Origin of the sequence: Enterobacter cloacae complex sp. IR5403 (genome assembly GCF_049238705.1) — a bacterium.
Taxonomy (GTDB): Bacteria; Pseudomonadota; Gammaproteobacteria; order Enterobacterales; family Enterobacteriaceae; genus Enterobacter; species Enterobacter hormaechei_C.
Map to the genome: position 1 here is coordinate 53,276 of NZ_JBMKHP010000005.1, position 22,126 is coordinate 75,401.

The window sequence follows — 22,126 nt, forward strand, 5'->3', positions numbered from 1 at the left end:
CGGGATAAACGTAAAAGGGGCTTTTTGTTGCGCAAGGTAGCTCTATTTTTGTGTGCTTAATCGCGTTAGCATGAGGTAGCACTCATTTATCCCGGGGACCTCATGGCTATCAAACTCATTGCAATCGATATGGACGGCACGCTGCTGCTGCCGGACCACACTATCTCTCCTGCCGTTAAAAATGCGATCGCCGCCGCACGCGAAAAAGGCGTGAACGTGGTGCTCACCACCGGACGCCCGTATGCCGGGGTGCACAGTTACCTGAAAGAGCTGCACATGAACCAGCCTGGCGATTACTGCATCACCTATAACGGCGCGCTGGTGCAAAAGGCAGCCGATGGCAGCACGGTGGCGCAAACTGCACTGAGCTATGATGATTACCGGTTCCTGGAAAAACTCTCCCGCGACGTGGGCTCTCACTTCCACGCGCTCGATCGCAATACGCTTTACACCGCCAACCGCGATATCAGCTACTACACGGTGCACGAGTCCTACGTAGCAACCATTCCACTGGTGTTCTGCGAAGCGGAGAAAATGGACCCGGCGACCCAGTTTCTGAAAGTGATGATGATTGATGAACCTGCGGTTCTCGACAAAGCCATCTCACGCATTCCGGCTGAGGTAAAAGAGAAATACACCGTGCTGAAAAGTGCGCCGTACTTCCTCGAAATCCTCGATAAACGCGTCAATAAAGGCACGGGCGTCAAATCGCTTGCCGATGCGCTGGGCATCAAGCCTGAGGAGATTATGGCGCTGGGCGACCAGGAAAACGATATTGCGATGATCGAATATGCGGGCATGGGCGTGGCGATGGATAACGCCATCCCGTCGGTAAAAGAAGTGGCGAACTTCGTGACCAAATCTAACCTGGAAGATGGCGTTGCCTGGGCGATCGAGAAATTCGTTCTGTCGTAACAAGTGCTTTGAAAGATTAGCCCTGGTTATTAACCGGGGCTTTTTTTGGCCCTGAATTTATCGAATTGTTCTTTTTGTGATCTGGATTGTAGTACAACATTAATTGATTGTACTACATTATCACCACAGCAAAGGCGGAAGGCCTCACGTTTGTACTGCAAAAGTGAGGCGAAATTCAGCGGTCGCGGTAAAGTAGTGATGGACTTACAGAGCACAAGGACTCTCCATGACACTCAATAAAACCGATCGCATTGTCATCACGCTGGGCACCCAGATTGTGGGTGGCAAATACGTTCCCGGTTCGCCGCTACCAGCAGAGGCGGAACTGTGCGAGGAGTTTGAAACCTCGCGCAACATCATCCGGGAAGTGTTCCGCTCGCTGATGGCGAAGCGGCTGATTGAAATGAAGCGCTATCGCGGCGCGTTTGTGGCGCCGCGTAACCAGTGGAACTACCTCGATACTGACGTTCTGCAATGGGTACTGGAAAACGACTACGACCCACGGCTCATCGGCGCGATGAGCGAAGTCCGAAATCTGGTGGAACCGGCCATCGCCCGCTGGGCGGCAGAGCGCGCAACGTCAGGCGACCTGGCACAGATTGAGTCGGCTTTAAACGACATGATCGCCAATAACCAGAATCGGGAGGCGTTCAACGAAGCGGATATTCGCTACCACGAAGCGGTATTGCAGTCGGTGCATAACCCGGTTTTACAGCAGCTTAGCGTGGCGATCAGCTCGCTACAGCGAGCAGTATTTGAACGTACCTGGATGGGCGATGAGGCCAACATGCCGAAAACGCTTCAGGAACATAAAGCGCTGTTCGATGCGATACGGCATCAGGACGGCGATGCGGCAGAGCAGGCGGCGCTGACCATGATCGCCAGCTCGACACGAAGGTTGAAGGAAATCACATGACATCACGCTACATCGCAATTGACTGGGGATCGACCAATCTGCGCGCCTGGCTCTACCAGGATGAGCAGTGCCTGGAAAGCAGGCAATCAGAAGCAGGTGTGACGCGCCTGAACGGTAAATCCCCCGCAGCGGTGTTAGCAGAGGTGACACAAAACTGGCGCGACGGTACAACGCCAGTGGTGATGGCCGGAATGGTCGGCAGTAACGTGGGCTGGAAGGTCGCGCCTTACCTGTCAGTTCCGGTGCATTTCACCGCCGTTGGCGAGCAGTTAACGTCCGTTGGCGACAATGTCTGGATTATTCCCGGTTTATGCGTCTCTCGCGACGATAACCATAACGTGATGCGCGGCGAAGAGACGCAGCTGCTCGGGGCGCGCACCCTTTCTCCTTCTTCTGTCTACGTCATGCCCGGGACGCACTGCAAATGGGTCCAGGCGGATGCTGAGCAAATTCATGATTTCCGCACCGTGATGACCGGCGAACTGCACCACTTGCTGCTTAAGCATTCGCTGGTGGGGGCCGGTTTGCCGGAGCAGACCCCTTCGCCGGAAGCGTTTGCCGCCGGGCTTGAGCGCGGGATCGCCTCCCCTGTCGTTTTGCCGCAACTTTTTGAGGTTCGCGCCTCGCACGTGCTGGGAAATCTTCCGCGCGAACAGGTCAGCGAATTTCTGTCCGGCCTGCTGATTGGCGCAGAAGTCGCCACCCTGAGCGACGCGTTCGCCGGGCAGCAGGCCATCACGCTCGTCGCGGGTTCATCGCTGACGTCTCGTTACCGCCAGGCGTTCCACGCTATCGGACGGGATGTTGCTGCGGTGGAAGGCGACACGGCATTTCAGGCAGGCATAAGGAGCATCGCTCATGCAGTGGCAAACTGAACTTCCCCTGATCGCGATTTTGCGCGGTATCACGCCCGGTGAGGCCTTAGCGCACGTTGGCGCGGTGATCGACGCCGGGTTCGACGCGGTGGAAATCCCGCTCAACTCCCCGGAGTGGGAAAAAAGCATTCCGGCAGTTGTGAAGGCGTTTGGTGATAAGGCGCTGATTGGCGCTGGCACCGTATTACAGCCGGAGCAAGTGGATGAACTGGCGAAAATGGGCTGCAAGCTTATCGTCACACCGAATATCAACCCCGAGGTGATCCGCCGGGCGGTGGATTACGGCATGACCGTCTGCCCGGGTTGCGCCACGGCCACAGAAGCCTTTGCCGCCCTCGATGCGGGCGCACAGTCTCTCAAAATTTTCCCGTCGTCGGCCTTTGGTCCGGATTACATCAAAGCGCTGAAAGCGGTCTTACCCGCCAGCGTGCCGGTCTTTGCCGTGGGTGGCGTCACGCCGGAAAACCTGGTGCAGTGGATAAAAGCGGGCTGTGTGGGCGCCGGGCTGGGCAGCGATCTCTATCGTGCAGGTCAGCCCGTTGAGCGTACCTCACAGCAGGCGGCAGCATTTGTGAAAGCGTATCGAGAGGCAGTGCAATGAAAATAACCAAACTCACCACGTACCGTTTACCCCCGCGTTGGATGTTCCTGAAAATCGAAACCGACGAAGGCGTGGTTGGCTGGGGCGAGCCGGTGATTGAAGGCCGTGCGCGCACCGTTGAAGCCGCGGTTCACGAGCTGGGCGAATACCTGATTGGCCAGGATCCGGCGCGCATCAACGACCTGTGGCAGGTCATGTACCGGGCGGGATTTTACCGTGGCGGTCCGATCCTGATGAGCGCCATCGCCGGTATTGATCAGGCGCTGTGGGATATCAAAGGCAAAGTGCTGAATGCCCCGGTCTGGCAATTAATGGGCGGCCTGGTGCGCGACAAAATCAAAGCCTACAGCTGGGTGGGCGGTGACCGCCCTGCGGAAGTGATCGACGGTATCCGGCAACTGCGCAACATCGGTTTTGACACCTTCAAACTCAACGGCTGCGAAGAGATGGGCGTTATAGACAACTCGCGCGCGGTAGACCGGGCGGTGAACACCGTGGCGCAAATCCGCGAGGCTTTCGGCAACGAGATTGAGTTTGGTCTGGATTTCCACGGCCGCGTCAGCGCGCCAATGGCCAAAGTGCTGATTAAAGAGCTGGAGCCGTATCGCCCGCTGTTTATCGAAGAGCCGGTGCTGGCCGAGCAGGCGGAATACTATCCGAAACTGGCTGAACAGACGCACATTCCCATCGCGGCGGGGGAACGCATGTTCTCGCGCTTCGAGTTTAAACGCGTGCTGGAGGCGGGCGGCATTGCGATCCTGCAACCGGACCTCTCCCACGCGGGCGGCATCACCGAATGCTACAAAATTGCCGGAATGGCAGAAGCCTGGGATGTGGCGCTGGCGCCGCACTGTCCGCTTGGACCGATTGCGCTGGCGGCCTGCCTGCACGTCGACTTCGTCTCCCGCAATGCGGTGTTCCAGGAACAAAGCATGGGCATTCACTATAACAAGGGCGCGGAGCTGCTCGACTTTGTGAAAAACAAAGAAGACTTCAGCATGGAAGGCGGTTTCTTTAAACCGTTAACGAAGCCGGGCCTTGGCGTGGAGATCGATGAAGCCAAAGTCATTGAGCTGAGTAAAAGTGCGCCGGACTGGCGTAACCCACTGTGGCGTCATGAAGACGGTTCCGTAGCCGAGTGGTAAATCGCCGGATGGCGCTACGCTTATCCGGCCTACTTTCTCGTAGGCCCGGTAAGCGAAGCGCCACCGGGCAAAAAAAACGTACATAGAAAAAATATAACCCTCTGTAAATTACAGGGCATGGTGAGCGGCTTCGCTATGCCCAAAATCTGGAGACAGATTGCGATGGATATTCCAGTTACTGCTGCAAAAACCGGGCGTCGTCGTTACCTGACGCTGATCATGATCTTTATTACCGTGGTCATCTGTTATGTCGACCGCGCCAACCTTGCCGTGGCATCGGCTCATATTCAGGAAGAGTTTGGCATCACCAAAGCGGAAATGGGCTACGTCTTCTCGGCGTTTGCCTGGCTGTATACGCTCTGCCAGATCCCGGGCGGCTGGTTCCTTGACCGCGTGGGTTCACGTCTGACCTACTTTATCGCTATTTTCGGCTGGTCCGTGGCGACCCTGTTCCAGGGCTTCGCCACCGGGCTGATGTCGCTGATTGGCCTGCGCGCCATCACCGGGGTGTTTGAAGCGCCCGCGTTTCCGACCAACAACCGCATGGTGACCAGCTGGTTCCCGGAACATGAGCGAGCCTCTGCCGTCGGCTTTTACACCTCCGGGCAGTTTGTTGGTCTGGCGTTTCTGACGCCGCTGTTAATCTGGATCCAGGAGCTGCTGAGCTGGCACTGGGTGTTTATCGTCACCGGCGGGATCGGCATTATCTGGTCGTTAATCTGGTTTAAGGTGTATCAGCCGCCGCGCCTGACCAAAAGCATCTCCAAAGCCGAACTGGACTACATCCGCGACGGCGGTGGCCTGGTGGACGGCGATGCGCCCGTGAAAAAAGAGGCGCGCCAGCCGCTGACCAGAGCGGACTGGAAGCTGGTCTTCCACCGTAAGCTGGTGGGCGTGTATCTGGGACAGTTCGCGGTGACCTCCACGCTGTGGTTCTTCCTCACCTGGTTCCCGAACTATCTGACCCAGGAAAAAGGTATTACCGCGCTGAAGGCAGGCTTTATGACCACCGTACCCTTCCTTGCGGCGTTTTTCGGCGTCCTGCTCTCGGGCTGGCTGGCGGATAAGCTGGTGAAAAAAGGTTTCTCGCTGGGCGTTGCGCGTAAAACGCCGATTATCTGCGGACTGCTGATCTCTACCTGCATCATGGGAGCGAACTACACCAACGATCCGGTGTGGATCATGACCCTGATGGCGGTAGCGTTCTTCGGAAACGGTTTTGCCTCTATCACCTGGTCGCTGGTGTCGTCGCTGGCGCCGATGCGTCTGATCGGCCTGACCGGTGGCGTGTTTAACTTCGTTGGCGGCCTGGGCGGGATCACCGTACCGCTGGTCATCGGTTACCTGGCGCAGGACTACGGCTTTGGTCCGGCGCTGGTGTATATCTCTGCCGTGGCGCTGATCGGCGCGCTCTCCTACATCCTGCTGGTCGGCGACGTTAAACGAGTAGGCTAATCCCTTCGGATGTTTTACCCTGATGCGATAACCGCGCATCAGGGTATTTCCATGAAACAAATCACCTTCGCTTCCCGCAACCACCAGCTCACCAACATCAACGTCTGGACGCCAGACAGCCAGTGGCTTGTCTATGATGTCCGCCCGTCAGGCGCGTCGTTTACCGGTGAAACCATTGAGCGGGTCAATGTCAGTACGGGCGAGGTTGAGGCGATCTACCGTGCGACTGACGGCGCGCATGTCGGCGTGGTGACCGTTCATCCGGCGCAGGACAAATATGTTTTTATCCACGGCCCGAAAAACCCGGATGCAGACTGGCACTACGATTTTCATCATCGCCAGGGGGTGATTGCGCACAATGGTCAGGTGAGCAATCTTGATGCGATGGATATCACCGCGCCTTACACCGCAGGCGCGCTGCGTGGCGGCAGCCACGTCCACGTTTTTAGCCCGAACGGGCAGTTCGTCAGCTTTACCTACAACGACCATGTGCTGCACGCGCGCGATCCGCAGCTGGATTTGCGTAACGTCGGGGTGGCGGCGCCTTTTGGTCCGGTAAACCCACAGGGGAACCATCCGCGGGAATATGCCGGAACCTTCTGGAGCGTACTGGTAAGCCGTACAACGCCGAACCCGAAACCGGGCAGCGATGAGATCAACCGCGCCTACGAAGAGGGCTGGGTGGGCAACGACAGGCTAGCGTTTATCGGCGATACGGTGTCTGCGAAAGGCGAGAAAGTGCCCGAACTGTTTATTGTCGATCTCCCCAAAGACGAGCAGGGCTGGAAACGGGCGGGTGATGCGCCGTTGCAGGGGACGCCGGATACAATGCCCGCGCCGCCTGCGGGCGTCATGCAACGCCGCCTTACCTTCACCCACCAGAAGGCGTATCCGGGGCTGGTGAACGTGCCGCGCCACTGGGTGCGCAGCAATCCACAGGGAACGCAGATTGCGTTTTTAATGCGGGACGATAACGGCGTTGTGCAGCTGTGGCTTATCTCCCCTGAGGGCGGCGAGCCGCGCCAGCTGACCCACGCTGAGCGTGATATTCAGTCAGCCTTTAACTGGCATCCTTCCGGCAACGGGCTGGGATTTGTGCTTGCAGGCCGCATTGCCTGCTGCGATGCGCAGACCGGAGAGGTGACGTTTGTGACGTCCGATCACGGCAATCCGCCGTCTGCTGACGCTGTGGTGTTTTCCCCGGACGGACGATTTATTGCATGGATGGAAGAGAAGGACGGTTTCCGCCAGCTGTGGCTAACGGAAACCGCACAGAATTAGCGTGGAGGCATCGCTGCGGGCGGGATGACGGAATTGGTCGCCAGCTTTTCCTGCTCGCTTTTCTCAACGCGCGAACGCACTGAGCTGTCGGTGCGGAACATATCCCACGGCAGCAAAAGCGTATCGGCAACCGCCGTAAACGGCATATCAAGAATCGCCAGAGATTTGGTACCCCAGTTTGTCTCATCATCAGAGATCATTGCGGCACTGGCGCGCGTCCCCGGATATGTTCCTTCTTTACCGCCGGTGTGCGACATCACGCTCGAACACCCGCAAAGTAAAACAACCCCGCTGAACGTCGCCAGCTTAATCAGAACATTTCTCATCATCACTCAGTCATCATTAGTAGCACGGCATTAACCTGCAACTCAGGGTTATAGCGAGGCGCGTCCAAAATGGATAGCTCAAAACTCCCGCACTGTGGTCGCCATCGCAATTTAACCCTTTGTGCTGTGCCCCTGAGTCTATGCGACAACCAGCAAAGTGCAAAAAAATCTCACATCAACAGTCTTGAAAAGGCCGTATCCAGACCCATTTTAAGAATGTAACCCGATAACGGACACGCCTGATGGGTGTTCGGGGAAGCAGAAGCCTGTCCATGGTGGAAGGCTACATTTTCTCGCTGATTTCAGGAGCATTTATCTATGCGTAATTTCGATCTCTCTCCGCTATACCGTTCTGCCATTGGTTTTGATCGTCTGTTCAACCACTTAGAAAACAACCAGAGCCAGAGCAACGGCTATCCTCCTTACAACGTTGAACTGGTTGACGAAAACCACTATCGCATTGCGATTGCTGTTGCCGGTTTCGCAGAGAGCGAACTGGAGATCACCGCGCAGGACAATCTGCTGGTGGTGAAAGGCTCCCATACGGGCGAACAGAAAGAACGAACCTACCTCTACCAGGGTATCGCAGAGCGCAACTTTGAACGCAAGTTCCAGCTGGCTGAGAACATCCACGTCAAGGGCGCGAACCTGGTGAACGGCCTGCTGTTTATCGAACTGGAACGTGTGATTCCGGAAGAGAAAAAACCGCGTCGTATCGAAATCAACTAATTAAGCGGGTCGCGGCTGCGGCCCATCTGAAATTGCTTGCCGTAACGGGAGCATATGCGAATCCGCAAGGGTTTGCAGGTACAACTGTGCACAAAATTAAACTGTGCCGAACTCGCTTCTCAGAAGGAGATTTAGTATGCGTAACTATGATTTTTCTCCCCTGCTGCGTCAGTGGATCGGTTTTGACAAACTGGCTAACGCGCTGCAAAGCGCAACCGAACAGCAGACCTTTCCGCCGTACAACATCGAAAAAAGCGATGATAACCACTACCGCATCACGCTTGCGCTGGCCGGATTCCGCCAGGATGATCTCGACATCCAGCTTGAGGGTACGCGCCTGACCGTGAAAGGGTCACCGGAAAAACCAGACACCGAGACCAAATGGCTGCATCAGGGGCTTGTCACTCAGCCGTTTAGCCTGAGCTTTACTCTGGCAGACCATATGGAAGTTTCTGGCGCGACGTTCACTAACGGGCTGCTGAACATTGACCTCACCCGTAACGTGCCGGAAGCCATTGCGCCTCAGCGCATCGCCATTAGCGAACGCCCGGCGTTGAACAGCTAAACCACGTTTTTGCCGCGAGGCAAACCTGCCGATCCTGTAGGTCGGGTAAGGCTCAGCCGCCACCCGACTCGCTCACAGATGCCATGAAGCCCTGCCCCGGCAGGGCTTTTTTGTGCGCCATCGCCCATACAACCGCCGTCAGCTCTGAGAGAATCCTTAGCATAACTATGGTTATACACAGGATGTGGATCATGAGTGATATCGCGTTAACCGTTAGCGTGTTGGCCCTTGTCGCGGTAGTGGGGCTATGGCTGGGGAATATCAAAATCCGCGGCGTCGGATTTGGCATCGGCGGGGTGCTGTTCGGCGGGATTTTTGTCGGCCATTTTGCCGACCAGCTTGGGTGGGTACTCAGCGCCGATATGCTGCATTTCATCCAGGAGTTCGGCCTGATCCTCTTTGTGTATACCATCGGTATTCAGGTGGGGCCGGGCTTCTTCGCTTCCCTGCGCGTCTCCGGTTTACGCCTTAATCTCTTTGCCTTCGGCATCGTCGTGATGGGTGGGCTGGTTACCGCCATTCTGCATAAACTCTTCGCGATTCCGCTGCCCGTTGTGCTGGGCATCTTCTCCGGCGCCGTCACGAATACGCCCGCGCTCGGGGCGGGCCAGCAAATTCTGCGCGATCTGGGTATCCCTGCTGATGTCGTCGATCAGATGGGGATGAGCTACGCCATGGCCTATCCGTTTGGCATTTGCGGTATTTTGCTCTCGATGTGGCTGGTGCGCGTGCTGTTCCGCGTTAACGTCGAGCAGGAGGCAAAAGAGCATGAAAGCACGCTGACCAACGGCCATGCGCTCATTAAAACCATCAACATTCGCGTCGAAAACCCCAACCTGAACAATATGGCGATTCAGGATGTTCCCATTCTGAACAGCGCGACCATTATCTGTTCCCGCCTGAAACGTGATGAAACGCTGATGGTGCCTTCACCTGACACCCTTATTCAGCACGGCGATCTCCTGCATCTGGTAGGGCAACCGGCGGATTTAAACAATGCCCGGCTGGTGATCGGTCAGGAGGTGGATACATCACTCTCAACCCGTGGAACGGACATGCGCGTGGAGCGGGTGGTAGTGACCAATGAGAAAGTCCTGGGCAAGAAAATACGCGATTTGCAGGTTAAAGAGCGTTATGACGTGGTGATCTCCCGGCTTAACCGCGCCGGTGTCGAGCTGGTGGCCAGCCAGGATGCCAGCCTGCAATTCGGTGATATTCTCAACCTCGTCGGGCGTCCCTCATCCATTGATGCCGTAGCGGACATGGTAGGCAACGCCCAGCAAAAACTCCAGCAGGTGCAGATGCTGCCGGTCTTTATCGGCGTCGGGCTTGGCGTCATGCTTGGCTCCATCCCCCTGTACGTGCCCGGCTTCCCGGTAGCACTGAAGCTGGGTCTGGCAGGCGGGCCGCTCATTATGGCGCTGATCCTCGGGCGTATCGGCTCCATCGGTAAGCTCTACTGGTTTATGCCGCCGAGTGCTAACCTGGCGCTGCGGGAGTTAGGCATCGTGCTGTTTCTGGCAGTGGTGGGGCTGAAATCCGGCGGCGATTTTGTCGATACCCTGGTGAACGGCGAAGGGATGAGCTGGGTAGGATACGGCATATTTATTACCGCTATCCCACTGATAACGGTCGGATTACTGGCGCGTATATTCGCTAAAATGAACTATCTCACGCTGTGCGGCATGCTGGCTGGCTCCATGACCGATCCGCCCGCGCTGGCGTTCGCCAATAACCTGCACGCCACCAGCGGCGCGGCGGCGTTGTCCTACGCCACGGTTTATCCGCTGGTGATGTTTCTGCGCATCATCACCCCGCAGCTACTGGCGGTGCTGTTCTGGGGGATGGGCTAATAAGTCTTCCGGGTGGATGCGCCGCAAATGGTAGTCCACCTGGTAATCGCTGGTGTTCCGGAACATCACGGAATAATTGAGGAACTCGCCGCTGTCGCTGTAGGAAAGGGAGGTGATGCGCAGCAGCGGCGTCTGTTCCGGCACATTCATATAACCGGCCAGCTGTTTATCTGCCAGCACCGGCGTCAGGCTCTCGTAGTTGCCGCTGATGGTGATCCCGCATTCCTTCTCGATGTAATCAAACTTAGACCCTTCGAGATGCGCCAGGGAAAGATTGCGGAACAGCTTCACCGGCATAAAGCTGTCCTCCAGCATCAGCGGTTTTCCGTCAACGTAACGCACCCGCCTTGAAAAATAGATCCGCTCATCAACCTGAATCCGCAGCTGGCTGGCGATGGCGGGCGGCGCGGGCATCACTTCAAACTGCAACACCTTGCTCTGCACTTCTTTCCCCTGCTGGCGCAGCACCTCCACCAGCCCGGTCAGGTTAGTCGTTTCATGATGAACGTCTTTGCGCGCCACGAACGTCCCGCTGCCGTGTCGACGTTCAACCAGCCCCCAGCTTACCAGCAGATCCAGCGCCTTGCGGATGGTCATCCGGGCTACGCCAAACTCTTTTGCCAGCGCTTTTTCTCCGGGTAACGGACTGCCAATGTTGTAGTCCGAGGAATTCAGCCGCAGCCGTAGCCGATCGGCAATTGATTTGTAGATCACCAGTAGACCTCTCTGCGCACATCATGGCGTGGAATACGTCTTAACTTGTCCATGTTTAGTTTAAAAAGTAGACCTGATTGGTCAAATTAAAACCATGAATGCGATCACGAATCGCAGCGGCATACCATGTTGCCGCATCAGTAAGTTCTTATGCTCACTTCAGGCCAGTAAAAAACCATAAAGGCCTCTATCCCCTACAGGTTGTTTCATGAGGATTTAAAAATGCTCAGTCAAATACAACGCTTTGGCGGCGCCATGTTCACCCCGGTTTTGCTGTTTCCCTTTGCCGGGATCGTGGTTGGGATCGCCATCATGCTTCGCAATCCGCTGTTTGTCGGCGAGGCCTTAACCGCGCCTGATAATCTGTTCGCGCAAATTGTTCACATCATTGAAGAGGGCGGCTGGGCGGTGTTCCGTAATATGCCGCTGATTTTTGCTGTCGGCTTACCGATTGGCCTGGCAAAGCAGGCGCAGGGCCGCGCCTGTCTGGCGGTGCTGATTAGCTTCCTGACCTGGAACTACTTTATCAATGCGATGGGGATGACCTGGGGCCACTTCTTTGGCGTCGACTTCTCTGCTGAACCCACTGCCGGCAGCGGGCTGGCGATGATTGCCGGGATCAAAACGCTTGATACCAGCATCATCGGCGCTATCGTGATTTCAGGCATTGTTACCGCCATCCACAACCGATTCTTCGACAAGCCGTTGCCGGTCTTTCTGGGGATTTTCCAGGGCACCTCGTTTGTCGTTATCCTCGCGTTCTTCGTCATGATCCTCTGCGCCTGGCTGACGCTGCTGGGGTGGCCGAAAGTGCAGATGGGCATTGAGTCGTTGCAGGCCTTTCTCCGTACCGCTGGCGCGCTGGGCGTATGGGTTTATACCTTCCTGGAACGCATTCTGATCCCAACCGGATTACACCACTTTGTCTACGGCCCGTTTATCTTCGGCCCGGCTGCGGTAGAAGGCGGCATTCAGGTCTACTGGGCACAGCACCTTCAGGAATTTAGCCAGAGCACTGTGCCGCTGAAAACGCTGTTCCCGGAGGGCGGATTCGCGCTGCACGGCAACTCTAAGGTGTTTGGCTCAGTCGGTATTGCGCTGGCTATCTGGTATACCGCGTCGCCGGAGAACCGCGTCAAAGTGGCAGGTCTGCTGATCCCGGCCACGCTTACCGCCGTGCTGGTGGGCATTACCGAACCGCTGGAGTTCACCTTCCTGTTTATCTCGCCGTTGCTGTTTGCCATCCACGCCGTGCTGGCCGCAACGATGGCGACGGTGATGTATACCTTCGGGGTGGTGGGCAACATGGGGGGCGGTCTGCTGGACCAGTTCCTGCCGCAAAACTGGATCCCGATGTTCCATAACCACGCCTCGACGGTATTTACCCAGATTGGCATCGGCCTCTGCTTCACCGGGATCTACTTTGTGGTCTTCAGGACGCTTATCGAACGACTGAATCTCAAAACGCCGGGTCGGGAAGAGAGCGAAATCAAACTCTACAACAAGGCCGACTATAAGGCCGCGCGCGGTCAAACCACCGCCCCGGCGGCAGCCAGCCAGAAGGTCGGGCAGGCCGCTGGGTTCTTACAGGCGCTCGGCGGCGCAGCAAACATCGAAAGTATCAATAACTGCGCCACCCGCTTGCGTATCGCCCTGGTGGATATGACGAAAACCCAAAGCGACGACGTCTTCAAAGCCCTGGGCGCACACGGTGTAGTGCGGCGCGGCAACGGCATACAGGTGATTGTCGGTCTGCACGTTCCTCAGGTGCGCGACCAGCTGGAATCGCTGATGAAAACCCCTTTAACAAACGAACAAACCACTCTGACAGAGGCTATATCATGAAAAAATTCTCAGTTGTTATTGCAGGCGGCGGCAGTACATTCACGCCTGGTATCGTCCTGATGCTGTTAGCCAACCGTGACCGTTTCCCGCTGCGTGCGCTGAAGTTCTATGACAATGACGGAGCACGTCAGGAGATCATCGCCGAGGCGTGCAAAATCATCCTCAAGGAGCAGGCGCCGGAGATTGAATTTAGTTACACCACCGATCCGAAAGCGGCGTTTACCGATGTGGATTTCGTGATGGCGCATATTCGCGTGGGCAAATACCCGATGCGTGAAAAAGATGAAAAAATCCCGCTGCGTCACGGCGTGCTGGGCCAGGAAACGTGCGGGCCGGGCGGCATCTCCTACGGCATGCGCTCCATCGGCGGCGTGCTGGAGCTGGTGGATTACATGGAGCAGTACTCCCCGAACGCGTGGATGCTGAACTACTCCAACCCGGCGGCGATTGTCGCGGAAGCCACGCGCCGCCTGCGTCCGAACGCGAAAATTCTCAACATCTGCGACATGCCGATCGGCATTGAAGGGCGTATGGCGCAGATTGTCGGCCTGAAAGACCGCAAAGAGATGCGCGTGCGCTACTACGGTCTGAACCACTTCGGCTGGTGGACGTCGATTGAAGATCTGAACGGCAACGATCTGATGCCAAAACTGCGCGAATACGTAGCGAAAAACGGCTATGTGCCGCCTTCGGAAGATGCGCATACTGAAGCGAGCTGGAACGATACCTTCGCCAAGGCCAAAGACGTACAGGCGCTGGATCCGGACACCATGCCGAACACCTACCTGAAATATTACCTGTTCCCGGACTATGTGGTCGCCCATTCCAACCCGGAGCGTACCCGCGCCAATGAAGTGATGGATCACCGTGAGAAGCATGTATTCAGTTCATGCCGGGCGATTATCGAAGCCGGTCATTCTTCTGCCGGTGAACTGGAAATCGACGAACATGCGTCGTACATCGTCGATCTGGCGACCGCGATTGCCTTTAACACCCAGGAACGCATGCTGCTGATTGTGCCTAACAATGGGGCTATCCATAACTTTGACGCTGACGCGATGGTAGAAATCCCTTGTCTGGTCGGCCACAACGGACCGGAGCCGCTGACCGTGGGTGATATTCCGCACTTCCAGAAAGGGCTCATGAGCCAGCAGGTGGCGGTGGAAAAACTGGTGGTGGACGCCTGGGAGCAGCGCTCGTATCAGAAACTCTGGCAGGCGATTACCCTGTCGAAAACCGTACCGAGCGCATCGGTGGCGAAGGCGATTCTGGACGATCTGATTGAAGCGAATAAGGATTACTGGCCAGAGCTGCACTAATCTTTCTGACCGGCATCGCCTGATGCCGGTCTCCTTGTCCTGGCTGAATTACGCTATGCTGAAGCCTGCATGCTGCACGACAAGGAATCTTGATGAACATTTCCCGCCTCGGTGAAGCGCCGGACTACCGCTTCTCACTGGCTAACGAACGCACGTTCTTAGCGTGGATCCGCACCGCCCTGGGCTTTCTGGCCGCAGGCGTCGGCCTTGATCAGCTCGCCCCCGATTTTGCCACCCCGTTGATTCGCGAAGTGCTGGCCCTGCTGCTGTGCCTGATTGCCGGCGTGCTGGCGATTTATGGCTATCTGCGCTGGCTGAGAAATGAAAAGGCGATGCGTCTGAAGCAGGATCTCCCCTATACGCGCGGCTTGCTCATTATCAGTACGATTTTGCTGATGGTTGCGGGCGTAGTGATGCTACTGGTGCTGTATGCCGGATAGCCGCAAAGCGCGGCGGGAAGCGGACCCCGGCCTTCAGCCGGAGCGAACCTCGCTGGCCTGGCTGCGCACGCTGCTGGGGTATGGCGCGCTGATCGCTCTTGCCATTAAGCACAACTGGCACCGCACGGGGGCGCCATTCTGGATCTCCATTGTTGTGCTGGCGCTGGTAGCTATCATTTTATGGCGCTACACCCGCAGCCGTAACCTGATGGACGTGTCGCAGAACGACTTTGCGCAGCCGAAAGCGGTGCGGGATAAGTTCCTGATTGCGTTGGCCGTGCTGTCGCTGTCGCTGCTGTTTGCGGTAACCCACATTCAACAAATTTTGCACCTGTAGGCCGGGTAAGGCGTAGCCGCCACCCGGCATAATTACTTCCCTTTCGCTAAATATTTCGCCATCTCGTCTTCCGGCACCATCCCGCCGCCGGTTGCCCACACCAGGTGGGTAACGTTGGTATCCGAATGAACGCGCAGCGGCCCGGCCATCCCCGCCAGCGCCGACGGCTCCAGGCGAATCCCTTCCTCCTGCGCCAGCCAGCCGAGCAGGTCGTACATGCTCTGGTCGGACAACGTATAGAACCCGTCAAGCAGACGCTCCATCGCGCGGCCTACGAAGCCGGACGCGCGACCTACCGCCAGACCGTCTGCCGCCGTCACGTTGTCGATACCCAGATCCTGCACGGCGATTTCATCGTGCAGCCCGGTGTAGACACCCAGCAGCATACACGGCGAGTGCGTGGGCTCCGCGAAGAAGCAGTGGACGTTATCGCCAAAGGCCAGCTTCAGGCCAAACGCCACGCCGCCGGGGCCACCGCCGACGCCGCACGGCAGGAAGACATACAGGGGATGATCGGCATCCACCACGCGGCCCTGCGCGGCAAACTGCGCTTTCAGGCGTTCACCTGCAACCGCATAGCCCAGGAACAGCGTGCGGGAGTTCTCATCGTCAATAAAGAAGCAGTTCGGATCGCTTTCCGCCGCTTTGCGCCCTTGCTCCACCGCCACGCCATAATCCTGCTCATATTCCACGACGATGACGCCGTGGCTGCGCAGTTTGGCTTTCTTCCACTCGCGGGCGTCGGCGGACATATGCACCGTGACCTTAAAGCCAATGCGTGCGCTCATAATGCCGATGGACATCCCCAGGTTGCCGGTTGAGCCCACCGCGATGCTGTACTGGCTGAAGAAGTCCTTAAAGCGCGGCTCCAGCAGAACGCTGTAGTCGTCTTCAACGCTCAGCAACCCGGCTTCTAGCGCCAGTTTCTCCGCATGGGTCAGCACCTCATAGATGCCGCCGCGCGCTTTGATCGAGCCGGAAATCGGCAGATGGCTGTCTTTTTTCAGCAGCAGCGTGCCTGGAATGGCCTTGCCGGACTCTTTCTCCAGCCGCTTTTGCATCGCCGGAATCGCGACCAGGTCGGATTCGATAATCCCGCCCGTCGCCGCCGTTTCCGGGAAGGCTTTCGCCAGATACGGCGCGAAGCGTTTCAGGCGCGCATGCGCGTCGTCAACGTCGGCTTTGGTCAGCCCGACATACGGCAACCCTTCCGCCAGCGTCGTGGTGCGCGGGTTAAGCCAGGTGATCGCTTTCAGGGCAATCAAATCCGCCAGCAGCGGAAACCGGTCAATGAGGCTGGTCAGGTCAGTCGTTTTCATAATCTGTCTCAGAATTTAGTTCGTTCTGACTCTACACCAATTGTGAAAAAGCATGCTAAATACAGAGTAAAGCATTTGATTATTTGCAAGGGGCATCGTGTTAAAGCCGTTGATTGTCACCGTGTTAGCGATCGCTTCCGGCTGGGCCTGTGCCGCTGAGCCGCCGCTGACGGCTGCCCGTTACGCGCAGATGCTGGGCGTCGGAATGGATGTCGACTGGGCCCGCACCGAGCGCGGTATCCGCGAATTTGACCCGCTGGTGGTCCGTGATTTCCAGGCAAAAGGCATACGTCATGTCCGTATTCGGGTGGCGGGCGAACCGACGGAAGCGCGGCTGATTCACCTGCGTAAGCTGGTGGAGGCCTGCGAGCAATACGGCGTCATCCCCATCATCGCTTATCAGGCCGATGAATATAAAAACGACCCGAAAGCGGATACCGAAAAAGAGGTGATCAACTGGTGGATTGCCGTGGCGCACTATTTTGGTCAGCGCTCGCCGTTGCTGGGCTTTGACCTGATCTACGAACCGGCGGACAAGCTCAACCACAACCTTGCTTCGCTCAACCGGGTGTATGAGAAAGCGATCAAAGACATTCACGCCATTGATGCCAGCCGCATGATTTTTATCGCCCCTCGTCTGCGCGCCGCGCCGGAGGATTTATCCAGCCTGAAGCTGCCCGCGCACAGCCAGAATTACCTGCTGGCGGAGTGGCATATTTTCCCCTGGGGTCCGCTGAAAACGAACGGCAAATACCCGTGGACGTCCGGAACCGCGGCTGAGAAAGCGGCTATCCGTAACCGAATCAACGCCGCGCTGCACTGGCAGCAAAAAACCGGGCATGTGAGCTGGGTTGGCGGCTGGGGCGTGGGCGAATCGAAAAGCCTGACGCCAACCGCCTCGCAGATGGCGTTTGCCACGTTTATGGCGTGCGAGCTGCAACAGGCCAACATCCCGTATGCGATAAACGCCGATGTTCAGTTTTATGACGGGGAAGAGGGGGCGTGGCGGCCTGCCCCAGAGCGGCTATTGCAGGCGATGATTGCGCCCGTCTGTGAAAAGCCCGGCGAGAAGCCGGGCCATCATGCGGTTAAACCGGCTGTTCGTGATGCGAGGCACGCGACGCCAGCGGCAGCCAGCACAGCAAAATCAGCAGCCCCATCAGGGTCATCAGTAAGCCTAAACTCGCCTGCCCGGTCTGCGGCATCATAGCCGAAAGCCAGGCCAGCGCGCCGGAACCGATGTTCTGCAAACCGCCCACCAGCGCGCCTGCCGTGCCTGCGAGGAACGGGAACGGCTCCATCGCGCCGCTGGTGGCGAGGGGAAACAGCATGCCCGCGCCGAAGAAGAACAGCGCTGCCGGGATGAGCAACGTCCAGACCGACATCACGTCAAACAGCCCCGGGATCCACATCATCAGCCCGGCCAGCAGACAGCTAATCACCGACTGCCACATCAGCGTGGAGAAACGCTTGTTTGGACGTCCGGCGAACCATGCGCCGAAGAACGCCGCCGGGATCGGCAGAATAAACAGAATACTCACCACCATGCTGCTCAGGCCAAGGCCTGCGCCCAGCAGCACGCCGGAGCAGGCTTCGAACACCGCAATGCCCGCCAGGCCGCCGATCAGCATCAACAGATAACAGGTAAACGACCCATTACCGAACAGCGTTTTGTAGCTGGCGATGAGCTTCGTGCGCGGCGCGTCCTGTGGGCGGGTTTCCGGCATCCAGCGCGCCATGCTGAAGGTGACAATAATGCACAGCACCAGCAGGAAGGCGTAACAGGCGCGCCAGGACCAGACGGTGTCCAGCAGACCCCCAATCAGCGGGGCCAGCAGCGGGCTGACCAGAATGCCCATATTTAACAGACTGTTGGCGTGACGAAGCTGTGTGCCCTGGTACATATCACGCGGCAGGGTACGCGCCATAACCCCGCCAACGCCGGTGCCCACGCCCTGGAGGGCGCTGGCGGCAATCAGTATGGTCAGGCTGTGCGTGGTAATGGCAATCACCGTCGCTACCATGAAAATGCTCATGCCGACCAGAATGACCGGACGACGCCCGACGCGATCGGACAGGGGACCATAAACCAGCTGTGAAACGCCATAGGTCAGCAGATAGGCTGCCATCACGCTCTGTACCGCACCTTCGCGGACGCTCAGATCTTTTGCCATATCGGCAATCGCCGGAATGTAGATGGTTTGCGCCATCTGCCCGACGGCCACCAGTAACACCAGCATCAACAATAAGTTCACGTTCCGTTGCTTTTTCATGTCGCTGAATACTTTTGCCAAAAGAGATAAATAAAGAATAAGTGACTACGCATTCCCATAAATGCGCGAGGAATCTACCACAGAGAGATGACAATTTAAGCATTACTGTGATGAATGACAGAAGAGGTGAAGGCAGGATTTGTAAACAAGATCGGCAACTAATGTTGCCAGCGAATTACGCCAGGCGCAGCAGGACCGCACCGGCAGCAATGCCCAGTGCCGCCGCGATGCGCAGGCCAGCAACCTTCTCTTTTAAAAGCACAAATGCGATTAAGGCGCCGAAGAGAATAGAGGTCTCACGCAGCGCCGCCACCACAGCCAGCGGCGCCTGGGTCATCGCCCAGAGTGCCAGACCGTAAGATCCCATCGTCCCGACGCCGCCGAGCAGCCCTTTTTTCCAGTGCAGGCGCAGGTAGCTGGACGCTTCGCGACGCCGCGCCACCATTGCCCAGCTCAGCAGGCAGAAGCCGTTCATGAAGAAGGTCCAGAGCGTATAGCCCAGCGCAGTGTCCGAGAGTCGCACACCGGTGCCGTCCACCAGGGTATACCCGGCGATAAAACAGGCGTTCAGCAGCGCAAGCCAGATCCCCTTGCGTGACTGCATGCGGCCATTCATCGCCATCGCCAGAATCGACAGGCAAATGACCCCGATGCCGGACCAGGCGAGCCAGGAGAGATGATCCCCGAGCACCAATACGCTGATCAGCGCCACCAGCAGAGGGGCCGTCCCGCGCATAAGGGGGTAGGTCTGACTCATGTCGGAGACCTGATAAGTTTTTGCCACCAGTACCGTATACACCACCTGTAACGCACAGGAGACGAACAAATATGGCCAGCTTGCGGCAGTTGGCTGAGGAGAGAAGGGCAGAAAAATCAGGGCAATAAGCGCGGCTGAACCGCTGACTCCGATCGCCGAGTAGAGCTTATCCGTTCCGGCTTTAACGATAGCGTTCCAGCTGGCATGCAGCAGTGCGGCGAACAGTAAAATGCAGAAAACGGTGATGGTCATGGCGTATCGGTTGGCGAAATGTCATCCAACTGTAACATTCACCTGTCGATGCTGCCAGCCGCTTACACTGCGCAAAAAAGGCGGTGCGTCACCCGGGGTTCGTCTGACACGAGCCTGAAGCCCGCCCGATGGTAAAATCCGTACGCGGTTTCCGGCGCATGGGTATTGAGAAAATCAAACCAGATGCTGGCATCCGCCATCACCACGGTCAAAAGCTGTTTGCCTATGCCCTGCCCACGGCACTTTTCGCTGACGTAGAGATGACGAATACGTCCAGCGCGCGGCTGCTGGCTGAACGGATCGCGATTAAGGCCGCACACGCCCACCAGCCTGCCGTTAAGAAACGCCCCCAGCAGTTTTTCACCCGGCGCGTTAAAGCGGTTTTCACCCCGCAGCCAGTTCTCTTCCAGCCTGCGCAGCATATTGAAATTCAACGCGATACTCTCCGCCTTCAGGGCGATATACCCGGGTTCATCGGGCGTGACAGGCTCAATTAACAGACGCGACATAGCATTCCCTCGTTATTAAAGAGGGGCGGTTGCCCGCCCCTCTCAGGTGCGACTTGAACCTGAATCACCGAACGTATTTCAGGACAGCATCAAGCAGTTGCAATACAGCAACAATGAGTTTGAGGACAAGTATGACCATATCCACGACGCTCATACGCGTCTCCTTTTGGTTAAAAGGAGCACGATGCTGGCGTACCTTTCCGCCGCCTGTGGCCAGCACCTGGATTGACGTAACACAGTGTGCTCACTTCAGGGGTTAAGGCACTGACGGCACCACCCGTTTCAGCCAGGACTTCGTTGCGCCGGTAAACTGCGGCCCCCTCGCTCACTGCGAACACCCTCAGTATAGATAAATACTGTATGTATGAACAGTATTTTATGGACAAAATTTGGAAGGCGATCCATACTTAAAAACGTCAAAATCCGTGCCGGAATTGCGCGTTCGTCTTCGATCGCGTATACTTTTCGCGTTGACGTAACACAGTGTGTTCTGCGGCAACCAACCGCAAAACCCTGATAAAAACCTCGCTTAGGCGGGGTTTTTTGTTTTCAGGGCAGCCCAGAAAAGGTGCTTGTTGACTTATTGGCAATGGGTGCGGCTGGCATGCAGTATGATTCAATGATTAATTTAATAAGTTCTAATAAGCAGTGGTTCTGGTTCTAGGCCACTTATACAAGTTTACGTCGCTCAATACATAAACTCATTCCAGACATCAATATTCTTCTGAAAGTGAAATAATGGTATCGACTATAATTGCAGTAAATAATAACGATCTAATTTATATTTTTCTTAAATATTTGCGGGGTTAACCCTCCCTAATTTGAATTATTCGATTTTTCATTGTACTATCTATAACCACGCGCATAGTATGGATACATTATGCAGGCATCTGATTATTTAAAGATGAAGTTCCAAAGCGACAGGCAGTTGGCTATTTATGGACAGCAGGGCGTAGCAGGGACATGGAAAGCATTACAGGGGATCGGCTCTGATATTTACTCAGGAATTGAGCGTGTAAGTTGGTACTCATCATGCTTAATCCCCAGCTATCACGATGTGTGTGACGAGCTTCTCTCAGAAGAAAAGAGAATGTACCTCTCAATTCTCTCGCTTTACAGTTATCGCGATGTAATAGCACATATGCTATATCTTTATTTTGAAGGTGTTATTTCCGATTCTGAAAATGGAAATGAACACAATCGCGTTCGTAAGATGGATTCAAAAGTAACCGGGCTTGTTAATAACATACCGACCAGCAAGGCCGCGCGTTTAGCGATAGCATGGGGTCTGGCCAAATCCCTTTCCGAATCTGGCCTGCTGTCTGAAATCGTCGTCGAACGGCTTGCACGCCGCGTACCTAACGTAGTCATGGCGCTTCAATTGATTGGAACGGAACAGAAGTGCGCTCTTGCTGCTCGTCGCCTGAAAACATTGGACCCTAAGTATTACGCCACCCTCTATGCCGCACAACTGGAGATGCTTTACTACTTTTTTGAGCCTTTCCTGTCTGAACTCATTAAGAAGGTGCAGTTGGGATTCTATAAGGATTTCGATGCAATTTATAAAGACTTAAAGGGCAAGGAGCATGTTTAAAAGTCTGTTATCAATTCTATTAACGGATATTTTATTCCCTGTTTATATTTTTGCGTGCGCCTCTTTGTTCCTGTGGTTGGTACCTGACCACTGGGTCTTACTAACA

22 protein-coding genes, 1 pseudogene and 1 other annotated feature are annotated in these 22,126 nt (G+C 56.3%); of the genes and pseudogenes, 16 read left to right on the forward strand and 7 right to left on the reverse strand.

Going from position 1 to position 22,126, the window contains the following annotated elements; translation table 11 throughout:
- Positions 1 to 102: 102 nt before the first annotated feature.
- The 7 genes from yidA to ACOTW6_RS09045 all read left to right on the forward strand — a co-directional run bounded on the left by yidA (position 103) and on the right by ACOTW6_RS09045 (position 7,188).
- Positions 103 to 915 carry a sugar-phosphatase gene (gene yidA / locus ACOTW6_RS09015; RefSeq protein WP_023295661.1) on the forward strand — a complete coding sequence of 271 codons (813 nt, stop codon included), beginning with the start codon at positions 103 to 105 and terminating at the stop codon, positions 913 to 915.
- A gap of 226 nt (positions 916 to 1,141) precedes the next feature.
- The gene (gene dgoR / locus ACOTW6_RS09020; protein ID WP_003861109.1) at positions 1,142 to 1,831 is read left to right on the forward strand and encodes a D-galactonate utilization transcriptional regulator DgoR; all 690 of its coding nucleotides are present in this window, start codon (positions 1,142 to 1,144) and stop codon (positions 1,829 to 1,831) included.
- On the forward strand, positions 1,828 to 2,706 hold the full coding sequence (locus ACOTW6_RS09025; RefSeq protein ID WP_062933067.1) for a 2-dehydro-3-deoxygalactonokinase: 879 nt from the start codon (positions 1,828 to 1,830) through the stop codon (positions 2,704 to 2,706). Before dgoR ends, ACOTW6_RS09025 begins: the two co-directional genes overlap by 4 nt.
- Complete coding sequence (locus tag ACOTW6_RS09030) at positions 2,690 to 3,307, forward strand: 2-dehydro-3-deoxy-6-phosphogalactonate aldolase (protein WP_062933068.1); 618 nt, start codon at positions 2,690 to 2,692, stop codon at positions 3,305 to 3,307. Before ACOTW6_RS09025 ends, ACOTW6_RS09030 begins: the two co-directional genes overlap by 17 nt.
- Positions 3,304 to 4,452: a galactonate dehydratase gene (dgoD, locus tag ACOTW6_RS09035; RefSeq protein WP_017383695.1), complete on the forward strand. Its 1,149-nt coding sequence runs from the start codon at positions 3,304 to 3,306 to the stop codon at positions 4,450 to 4,452. Before ACOTW6_RS09030 ends, dgoD begins: the two co-directional genes overlap by 4 nt.
- 117 nt (positions 4,453 to 4,569) lie before the next feature.
- A complete protein-coding gene (locus ACOTW6_RS09040) occupies positions 4,570 to 5,907 on the forward strand; it encodes an MFS transporter (protein WP_160863355.1) in 1,338 nt (445 codons plus the stop codon).
- Between the two features lie 51 nt (positions 5,908 to 5,958).
- Entirely contained in the window at positions 5,959 to 7,188 is a 1,230-nt protein-coding gene (locus ACOTW6_RS09045) for a DUF3748 domain-containing protein (RefSeq protein ID WP_074135702.1), read from the forward strand.
- Here the strand turns inward: ACOTW6_RS09045 and ACOTW6_RS09050 are convergent.
- Complete coding sequence (locus ACOTW6_RS09050; RefSeq protein WP_047050637.1) at positions 7,185 to 7,517, reverse strand: YceK/YidQ family lipoprotein; 333 nt, start codon at positions 7,515 to 7,517, stop codon at positions 7,185 to 7,187. The two genes, ACOTW6_RS09045 and ACOTW6_RS09050, sit on opposite strands and share 4 nt — an antisense overlap.
- A gap of 247 nt (positions 7,518 to 7,764) precedes the next feature.
- Positions 7,765 to 7,839 (forward strand) — a sequence feature (ROSE (Repression Of Heat Shock gene Expression) occurs in the 5'-region of heat shock genes and acts as an RNA thermometer to modulate expression.).
- Here ACOTW6_RS09050 and ibpA point away from each other — a divergent pair.
- From ibpA to ACOTW6_RS09065, 3 genes are all read left to right on the forward strand, one after another.
- Positions 7,833 to 8,243 carry a small heat shock chaperone IbpA gene (gene ibpA, locus ACOTW6_RS09055; protein WP_062933071.1) on the forward strand — a complete coding sequence of 137 codons (411 nt, stop codon included), beginning with the start codon at positions 7,833 to 7,835 and terminating at the stop codon, positions 8,241 to 8,243. It overlaps the preceding feature by 7 nt.
- A gap of 136 nt (positions 8,244 to 8,379) precedes the next feature.
- A complete protein-coding gene (gene ibpB, locus ACOTW6_RS09060; protein WP_062933072.1) occupies positions 8,380 to 8,808 on the forward strand; it encodes a small heat shock chaperone IbpB in 429 nt (142 codons plus the stop codon).
- A gap of 191 nt (positions 8,809 to 8,999) precedes the next feature.
- Positions 9,000 to 10,661, forward strand: coding sequence for a putative transporter (locus ACOTW6_RS09065; RefSeq protein WP_017694020.1), 1,662 nt, complete (start codon positions 9,000 to 9,002; stop codon positions 10,659 to 10,661).
- On the opposite strand, the gene ACOTW6_RS09070 is transcribed toward ACOTW6_RS09065, so the two are convergent.
- Complete coding sequence (locus ACOTW6_RS09070; RefSeq protein WP_017383690.1) at positions 10,629 to 11,375, reverse strand: GntR family transcriptional regulator; 747 nt, start codon at positions 11,373 to 11,375, stop codon at positions 10,629 to 10,631. The genes ACOTW6_RS09065 and ACOTW6_RS09070 overlap by 33 nt on opposite strands.
- A gap of 222 nt (positions 11,376 to 11,597) precedes the next feature.
- On the opposite strand from ACOTW6_RS09070, the gene ACOTW6_RS09075 reads away from it, so the two are divergent.
- From ACOTW6_RS09075 to ACOTW6_RS09090, 4 genes are all read left to right on the forward strand, one after another.
- Entirely contained in the window at positions 11,598 to 13,220 is a 1,623-nt protein-coding gene (locus tag ACOTW6_RS09075; protein WP_213789098.1) for an alpha-glucoside-specific PTS transporter subunit IIBC, read from the forward strand.
- On the forward strand, positions 13,217 to 14,539 hold the full coding sequence (locus tag ACOTW6_RS09080) for a 6-phospho-alpha-glucosidase (RefSeq protein WP_006808790.1): 1,323 nt from the start codon (positions 13,217 to 13,219) through the stop codon (positions 14,537 to 14,539). Before ACOTW6_RS09075 ends, ACOTW6_RS09080 begins: the two co-directional genes overlap by 4 nt.
- A 92-nt stretch (positions 14,540 to 14,631) precedes the next feature.
- Complete coding sequence (locus ACOTW6_RS09085) at positions 14,632 to 14,979, forward strand: YidH family protein (protein ID WP_003861080.1); 348 nt, start codon at positions 14,632 to 14,634, stop codon at positions 14,977 to 14,979.
- Positions 14,969 to 15,316, forward strand: a complete 348-nt coding sequence (locus ACOTW6_RS09090) for a DUF202 domain-containing protein (RefSeq protein ID WP_022650092.1) — start codon at positions 14,969 to 14,971, stop codon at positions 15,314 to 15,316. The genes ACOTW6_RS09085 and ACOTW6_RS09090 overlap by 11 nt, the downstream gene beginning before the upstream one ends.
- A 32-nt stretch (positions 15,317 to 15,348) precedes the next feature.
- Here ACOTW6_RS09090 and dsdA read toward each other — a convergent pair whose 3' ends face one another.
- Positions 15,349 to 16,635, reverse strand: coding sequence for a D-serine ammonia-lyase (gene dsdA / locus ACOTW6_RS09095; protein ID WP_062933074.1), 1,287 nt, complete (start codon positions 16,633 to 16,635; stop codon positions 15,349 to 15,351).
- A 97-nt stretch (positions 16,636 to 16,732) separates the two neighbouring features.
- Between dsdA and ACOTW6_RS09100 the strand changes: the two are divergent.
- Positions 16,733 to 17,818, forward strand: a pseudogene (locus ACOTW6_RS09100) (cellulase family glycosylhydrolase); the annotation flags it as partial.
- Here the strand turns inward: ACOTW6_RS09100 and emrD are convergent.
- The 4 genes from emrD to tisB all read right to left on the reverse strand — a co-directional run bounded on the left by emrD (position 17,724) and on the right by tisB (position 20,580).
- Positions 17,724 to 18,908 (reverse strand): multidrug efflux MFS transporter EmrD, encoded by a 1,185-nt coding sequence (emrD, locus tag ACOTW6_RS09105; protein WP_062933157.1) that lies wholly within the window; start codon positions 18,906 to 18,908, stop codon positions 17,724 to 17,726. The pseudogene ACOTW6_RS09100 and the gene emrD overlap by 95 nt on opposite strands.
- 175 nt (positions 18,909 to 19,083) lie before the next feature.
- A complete protein-coding gene (locus ACOTW6_RS09110; RefSeq protein ID WP_062933075.1) occupies positions 19,084 to 19,917 on the reverse strand; it encodes a DMT family transporter in 834 nt (277 codons plus the stop codon).
- Between the two features lie 62 nt (positions 19,918 to 19,979).
- The gene (locus ACOTW6_RS09115; RefSeq protein ID WP_033487022.1) at positions 19,980 to 20,426 is read right to left on the reverse strand and encodes a GNAT family N-acetyltransferase; all 447 of its coding nucleotides are present in this window, start codon (positions 20,424 to 20,426) and stop codon (positions 19,980 to 19,982) included.
- 64 nt (positions 20,427 to 20,490) lie between these two features.
- The gene (gene tisB / locus ACOTW6_RS09120) at positions 20,491 to 20,580 is read right to left on the reverse strand and encodes a type I toxin-antitoxin system toxin TisB (protein ID WP_017383683.1); all 90 of its coding nucleotides are present in this window, start codon (positions 20,578 to 20,580) and stop codon (positions 20,491 to 20,493) included.
- 726 nt (positions 20,581 to 21,306) lie between these two features.
- Between tisB and ACOTW6_RS09125 the strand changes: the two genes are divergently transcribed.
- Positions 21,307 to 22,020 (forward strand): hypothetical protein, encoded by a 714-nt coding sequence (locus ACOTW6_RS09125; RefSeq protein WP_213789099.1) that lies wholly within the window; start codon positions 21,307 to 21,309, stop codon positions 22,018 to 22,020.
- The last annotated feature ends 106 nt before the right edge of the window (positions 22,021 to 22,126 follow it).

Bases quoted from the DNA above. Each gene is read 5' to 3' on its own strand.
- yidA (WP_023295661.1), top strand. From the start codon at position 103: ATGGCTATCAAACTCATTGCAATCGATATGGACGGCACGCTGCTGCTG.
- dgoR (WP_003861109.1), top strand. From the start codon at position 1,142: ATGACACTCAATAAAACCGATCGCATTGTCATCACGCTGGGCACCCAG.
- ACOTW6_RS09025 (WP_062933067.1), top strand. From the start codon at position 1,828: ATGACATCACGCTACATCGCAATTGACTGGGGATCGACCAATCTGCGC.
- ACOTW6_RS09030 (WP_062933068.1), top strand. From the start codon at position 2,690: ATGCAGTGGCAAACTGAACTTCCCCTGATCGCGATTTTGCGCGGTATC.
- dgoD (WP_017383695.1), top strand. From the start codon at position 3,304: ATGAAAATAACCAAACTCACCACGTACCGTTTACCCCCGCGTTGGATG.
- ACOTW6_RS09040 (WP_160863355.1), top strand. From the start codon at position 4,570: ATGGTGAGCGGCTTCGCTATGCCCAAAATCTGGAGACAGATTGCGATG.
- ACOTW6_RS09045 (WP_074135702.1), top strand. From the start codon at position 5,959: ATGAAACAAATCACCTTCGCTTCCCGCAACCACCAGCTCACCAACATC.
- ACOTW6_RS09050 (WP_047050637.1), bottom strand. From the start codon at position 7,517: ATGATGAGAAATGTTCTGATTAAGCTGGCGACGTTCAGCGGGGTTGTT.
- ibpA (WP_062933071.1), top strand. From the start codon at position 7,833: ATGCGTAATTTCGATCTCTCTCCGCTATACCGTTCTGCCATTGGTTTT.
- ibpB (WP_062933072.1), top strand. From the start codon at position 8,380: ATGCGTAACTATGATTTTTCTCCCCTGCTGCGTCAGTGGATCGGTTTT.
- ACOTW6_RS09065 (WP_017694020.1), top strand. From the start codon at position 9,000: ATGAGTGATATCGCGTTAACCGTTAGCGTGTTGGCCCTTGTCGCGGTA.
- ACOTW6_RS09075 (WP_213789098.1), top strand. From the start codon at position 11,598: ATGCTCAGTCAAATACAACGCTTTGGCGGCGCCATGTTCACCCCGGTT.
- ACOTW6_RS09080 (WP_006808790.1), top strand. From the start codon at position 13,217: ATGAAAAAATTCTCAGTTGTTATTGCAGGCGGCGGCAGTACATTCACG.
- ACOTW6_RS09085 (WP_003861080.1), top strand. From the start codon at position 14,632: ATGAACATTTCCCGCCTCGGTGAAGCGCCGGACTACCGCTTCTCACTG.
- ACOTW6_RS09090 (WP_022650092.1), top strand. From the start codon at position 14,969: ATGCCGGATAGCCGCAAAGCGCGGCGGGAAGCGGACCCCGGCCTTCAG.
- dsdA (WP_062933074.1), bottom strand. From the start codon at position 16,635: ATGAAAACGACTGACCTGACCAGCCTCATTGACCGGTTTCCGCTGCTG.
- emrD (WP_062933157.1), bottom strand. From the start codon at position 18,908: ATGAAAAAGCAACGGAACGTGAACTTATTGTTGATGCTGGTGTTACTG.
- ACOTW6_RS09110 (WP_062933075.1), bottom strand. From the start codon at position 19,917: ATGACCATCACCGTTTTCTGCATTTTACTGTTCGCCGCACTGCTGCAT.
- ACOTW6_RS09115 (WP_033487022.1), bottom strand. From the start codon at position 20,426: ATGTCGCGTCTGTTAATTGAGCCTGTCACGCCCGATGAACCCGGGTAT.
- tisB (WP_017383683.1), bottom strand. From the start codon at position 20,580: ATGAGCGTCGTGGATATGGTCATACTTGTCCTCAAACTCATTGTTGCT.
- ACOTW6_RS09125 (WP_213789099.1), top strand. From the start codon at position 21,307: ATGCAGGCATCTGATTATTTAAAGATGAAGTTCCAAAGCGACAGGCAG.